The sequence below is a fragment of the Bradyrhizobium sp. UFLA05-153 genome (assembly GCF_054185185.1).
This window is the reverse complement of sequence record NZ_JBBIAM010000250.1, coordinates 1-4,712: the sequence shown is the minus strand read 5'-3', so window position 1 is coordinate 4,712 and position 4,712 is coordinate 1. Positions and strand designations below refer to the sequence as shown.

Genomic DNA, 4,712 nt, shown 5'->3' with positions numbered 1-4,712 from the left:
CTCGACAAGTGGATAGAGAGCAGCGTGTGAGGAAGTTTACCCTTGACAAGGAAAGCCCCATACAAGGTGAAGAACCGGAGCATCCGGCGTGGAGTGAGTGCTTGACGCATTCGCATGATCACTTTAACCCGGCGACCGATCACGCCGGAGAACATCAAGTGGCAAAAAAGACAAAAAAGACGAAGAGCAAGCGCAAAGAGTACACCAAGGACGATATCAAGCTGCTCAAGGCACATTCCAAGGCTCGCACCCCAGTGGCCAAACTCTCGAAGCTGATGAAGCGCTCCGAGGGCTCGTTGAGACAGAAGGCTGGCAGCCTTGGAATTGGACTAGGCCATCAGCGTTAAGCGAAAAGGCCCCGGCGTGCTCACTCGCCGGGGACTTTCTCCATCAAAGGCCGGGTACATCCGCCGAACCATCCGATCTGTCCCTGATTACGGCATCTAATCTGGGACGTGATGTGGCAGCGGTGCGGCGAACTCGGCCCCAACTCCATGGCACCCGCGTGCCGGGCGGAGGAGCCGTCCACAGCATCAGAAGCAGACTATGCAGTGCAACACGCAGCTACTCGATCACTTCGTCTGCAAGGGCGAGCAACGAGGGCGGTACGGTGAGACCGAGCGCATTCGCGGTCTTACGATTGATGACGAGGTCGAACTTTGTCGGCAGCTCGACGGGTAGGTCAGACGGCCTTGCGCCTTTGAGGATCTTATCGACGTAGCCGCCTAGACGAAGAAAGGTATCCGCTATATCGGGGCCGTATGAAATCAATCCGCCATTGGTGGCGAATAGGCGGAATAGATAAATCGCGGGTAAACGGTGCTCCGCCGCCCCGGCCCTCGTGTCGTTGGCGGCGCTGGGCTTCCTTGTGCTTGTCGCCAGCGTGGTTGCGTTCGCAATCCTTTAGACTGCGCGTCTGCCCGCCACTGCAGCGCTCGCGGCACCGGCCTCAGGTCACGCCGCGATAGGTGCTCCAACTCGCCAGCCGCTCGGTTGCATCGGCGATCTCAGCTGGCGCGCTGACGCCCAACTTGGTGAGCAAGCGGGCACGCTGTTCTGAGATTTGCTTCGCGGTGCCACCAAGTCGCTCGGCAATCTGAGCATCCGTTTTCCCGGCGGCCAAGCGCCTCAGGAGTTGCTTCTCGCGTGGACTGAGCGGCAGGTTCCTCATGGCCATTTGTCTGGATCGAGGCCCGCACAGTATGTCGCGCCAGCGTCCGGCGCAAAGTGCACGTCGCGCCTTGTCCCAATGGCCCCTCCCAATGGCCCCGCGCTCCCGGCGCGCTGTTTCCTACGGCTTTGTCCCCTGACGCCATATGACTCACGCGCCGCCGCTCCCGGTGCGCTGACGATGGATGTGAACATCATGACGTGCTGCGATGCCGCGCGCGAGGCGTGTTCTATTCCGTTGCCGCGAAGTCGATGCCTGCTGGTGTCTCGGCTGCGTGGTGACTGAGCTTTATCTCCTTCACAACCACACCAAGCACGATAGCTGCCATCACTATAACCAGCGGTCGAAGTTCTTCTCGACAAAGCATGCGGGATTAACGTGCGTCGCTTTCATTCAGTTCCCCTAATCTGGCTCGCTCGGCCAGCCTTGCCTTAACGAAATTCGGTCGTCCCGTCGAAAACACTGGTGCGTTCCGCTCGTACCAATGATCGCAACTGTGGGCGCTCGTGCCTCACGATACTCCACGTAAAGCTGACCAGTGACCAGCATCACGCCAGCCCAGACCAGAGCAAGCATTGCAAGTACCAACTGCTGGGTGTCGTTCACGAGCGCCACAAGTCCCCTGCGTCATCAAGGTGAGCGCGGTTATGCTAAAGGCCCGACGCTGCACGAGAGCGGCACCTATGTGCGGCTCTTGAAGGCAGAGGGCGCCAACTGAGGCGGCCTTGCTTTTAGATGGGCGGCTTAAGGCCTGGCGAATTTAACCATTCATCGATACGGGCGGTGATGTCGGCCTCGTGGGCTTTCTTCAAAAGGTCCTCACGCTCCCTACCCGATGGAAGTTGTTCTGCCTTTTCTCTTGCTAGCCGGGCTTCCTTGATTAGTCGTTCTCCCAGCGCTTTGTCTGGTTTGAACCGCAGGCGTATCACGATCTCCTCCCGTCATGAAAATCGCACCACTCTAAAACACTTTGGAAGCGCAGACGTTCGGCGGGGAACATTCTAGGCATTCGCTCCACTTTTGGATTTCGGTTCCATGGCAAAACCGGAATTGGGGCAGAATTGCTAACGGTATTCATCCGGAGTCTACTTGGCATTTAGATACCGATAGTTTGGTGCCGCCGGGGCTGGCATTTCATCCCGAACAAGATTGCAACCGGCAAAGGGGTCGCTAAAGAGCGGCCCCTTTCGATTCGTAAAATCCGCCGTCGATACCTATTTTCGGCCAATTCGTATGGCGTACGAGCTCTGCCTGACGACCGGCAAGCAGGTCCCCTCGGACTGGAATCACGAGGTGAAGTACGACGGCTACGGGATGTTGGTCATCCGGGATGACAAGCGCGTGCGTCCGCTGTCACCGCAACGGCGGCGACTGGACCAAACGCTATCCGGCCGCACTGAACCGGCAAAAGCATTTCGTCATTGACGGCGAGGCCATGATCCTCGGTGTCGATGGCATCTCCGATTTCAACGCGCTGCACTTCCGCAAGCACGATCACGAAGTCCAGCTTTACGCGTTCGACAACGGCAGCGACTGGACCAAGCGCTATCCATGGATTGCAGAGGCCGCGCTGAAGAACCGGCAAACGCCTTTCGTCATCGATGGCGAGGCTGTGGTGCTCGGTGTCAACGGAATCTCCGATTTCAATGCGTTCCACTCCCGCAAGCACGATCACGAAGTTCAGCTCTACGCCTTCGCCATTCTCGCCATGGGCGGTGACGACCTACGGGAGTTGCCGCTGCACTACAAGTCGAACCTGGAGCGGTTTCTGGCGAGGCGACCGGACGGGATCACTGTTGCACCCTTCGAGCGCGGCGAGATCGGGCCAGACCTATTCCGGGCGGCCTGCCGCATTGGGCTGGAAGGATTGGTCTCGAAGCACCGGGACAGGCCGGACGGTCGATGTATTGGGTGAAGGTCAAGAACCGCACCCACCCGGCGATGCACCGGGTGATGGACGCGGCGCCGGGCGAACGCGGCTTACGCCGCGATCGGTGATGAAGTTCAGTTGAGTGGCCGAGCGCGCCCTAGCCTCATATTGCGGGCGACAATCCTGTCATACACTTCGAGGGCTGCTGCAGTGGCTAACTCGACCATCTCTCGGCGATCTGATCTGCTTACTCGCGTAAGGTGATCGCGGATGACCTTGTCAAATTCGTCGTTGGTTCACGCTCTGAGGCGGTGTTCGGCCCGTAAGCTGGTGAATAAGTTAAGTCGGTAGGCATCATTCGCGATTTCCATGCCCAATCTTCGAGTTTCATCATGTGCCCACCCAGTCGAAGTGTGGCACCGCGCCACCAAAAAATGAGCTGATCATCGTCGATTGTCAAATGATGCCGCCTGCCCGGTGGACGTCTACACACAGCGACAGGTCCGGCGAGTCCTCTGGAATTGGCGGACGCGCGGGGTATGCGTGACCGCCTCTGTTGAGGATATCTGCTGCAAGAGAATCCGTGGTTGCAGTTGCAGGGCGGAGGCTCGCCAGAAAGTCCGCTATGCGATCAACTTTCGCATCGCAGCGAAATGACGCGATGGAGAAACGACATCAGCACGGCTAGAACCAGATTAGTGGGCACCACATGGCCCTAAGCAAATTCCGCCTACCCGCCCCGTGAGCGAGTGGCCAGCAACACAATGGCCTCGATTGATAGCACCACACCTTTTCGATCGTTGATCACTTCGACGCGGTTCTTGATGACGCCTCGTCCCGGCTTGCTCGATGGGCGCTTTTCAATAATTGTGATGCGTTCGTGCAACCGGTCACCTGCACGCACGGGTGCCGGGAATTTGACCTGCCAGTCAAAGCCCCCCAAGAAAGCCCACTTCCGATCCGGCTGGTTCACGACTTCGTGGAACAACCGATACATCAAGCTGATTGTGTAACCCCCGCTTGCGATCAGTCCACCGAACGGCGATTTGCTGGCGGCCTCTGCATCAACGTGAAAAGGCCACGGGTCGTATGCGCGATTATAGGCCAGCATTTCTTCTCGATCCACGAGGTGTTCCGTCGTCGTCCAACTATCTCCGACGTTCAGATCCTCGAAGTATATCACCTTCATGAGCATCCCCCATCTATTGGGTTTTCGAAGGCGGAAAGCGGCGAGGACGGTCGAAGACATTACGGTTAAATTCTCGTCGAGTGCAATCACAGAGGCCCTTTGGGATCGTAGCAACTGCCAGCAGCGAATGTCCGCGCCGGGTCATTCGCGAGCGGCTGAGCAAGCGGCAAGTCCGGCCATGGTCCGCTATGCGCCGATTCCGTTGAAAAAGGCGGCTGTTGCGACTCAGAGATACCGGTGATTCAGTCTGCTTAGTTGGCAGGACTGAAGATCATGATGGGGCATCGGCAAGTCGAACAGGCTGTGTTGTCCTATGAGTTCTCGCTCGAGAAGCATATTCCCGCCGACCACCTGCTTCGGTCGATCGACAGGTTTGTCGACCTCGAAGAGGTCCGGCTGGGCCTGGCGCCTTTCTACAGTAGCATCGGTCGGCCTTCGATCGATCCGGAGCTCATGATCCGGATGCTCCTGATCGGTTACTG

At 58.0% G+C, this 4,712-nt stretch carries 6 protein-coding genes; 3 read left to right on the top strand and 3 right to left on the bottom strand.

Annotated elements, in window-relative coordinates; all coding sequences use genetic code 11:
- The first annotated feature begins 158 nt into the window (after nt 1–158).
- Nucleotides 159–347 carry a hypothetical protein gene (locus Q2941_RS50755; protein ID WP_027527520.1) on the top strand — a complete coding sequence of 63 codons (189 nt, stop codon included), beginning with the start codon at nt 159–161 and terminating at the stop codon, nt 345–347.
- 217 nt (nt 348–564) lie between these two features.
- On the opposite strand, the gene Q2941_RS50750 is transcribed toward Q2941_RS50755, so the two are convergent.
- Nucleotides 565–882: an ABC transporter substrate binding protein gene (locus tag Q2941_RS50750; protein ID WP_458197408.1), complete on the bottom strand. Its 318-nt coding sequence runs from the start codon at nt 880–882 to the stop codon at nt 565–567.
- A gap of 67 nt (nt 883–949) precedes the next feature.
- A complete protein-coding gene (locus Q2941_RS50745; protein WP_458197407.1) occupies nt 950–1,171 on the bottom strand; it encodes a helix-turn-helix domain-containing protein in 222 nt (73 codons plus the stop codon).
- Nucleotides 1,172–2,501: 1,330 nt separating this feature from the next.
- On the opposite strand from Q2941_RS50745, the gene Q2941_RS50740 reads away from it, so the two are divergent.
- Nucleotides 2,502–3,086 (top strand): ATP-dependent DNA ligase, encoded by a 585-nt coding sequence (locus Q2941_RS50740; RefSeq protein WP_254107339.1) that lies wholly within the window; start codon nt 2,502–2,504, stop codon nt 3,084–3,086.
- Nucleotides 3,087–3,771: 685 nt separating this feature from the next.
- Here Q2941_RS50740 and Q2941_RS50735 read toward each other — a convergent pair.
- On the bottom strand, nt 3,772–4,230 hold the full coding sequence (locus tag Q2941_RS50735) for a MaoC/PaaZ C-terminal domain-containing protein (protein WP_198031931.1): 459 nt from the start codon (nt 4,228–4,230) through the stop codon (nt 3,772–3,774).
- A gap of 273 nt (nt 4,231–4,503) precedes the next feature.
- Here Q2941_RS50735 and Q2941_RS50730 point away from each other — a divergent pair.
- The coding region (locus tag Q2941_RS50730; protein WP_479684054.1) for a transposase at nt 4,504–4,712 on the top strand (209 nt) is incomplete at its 3' end.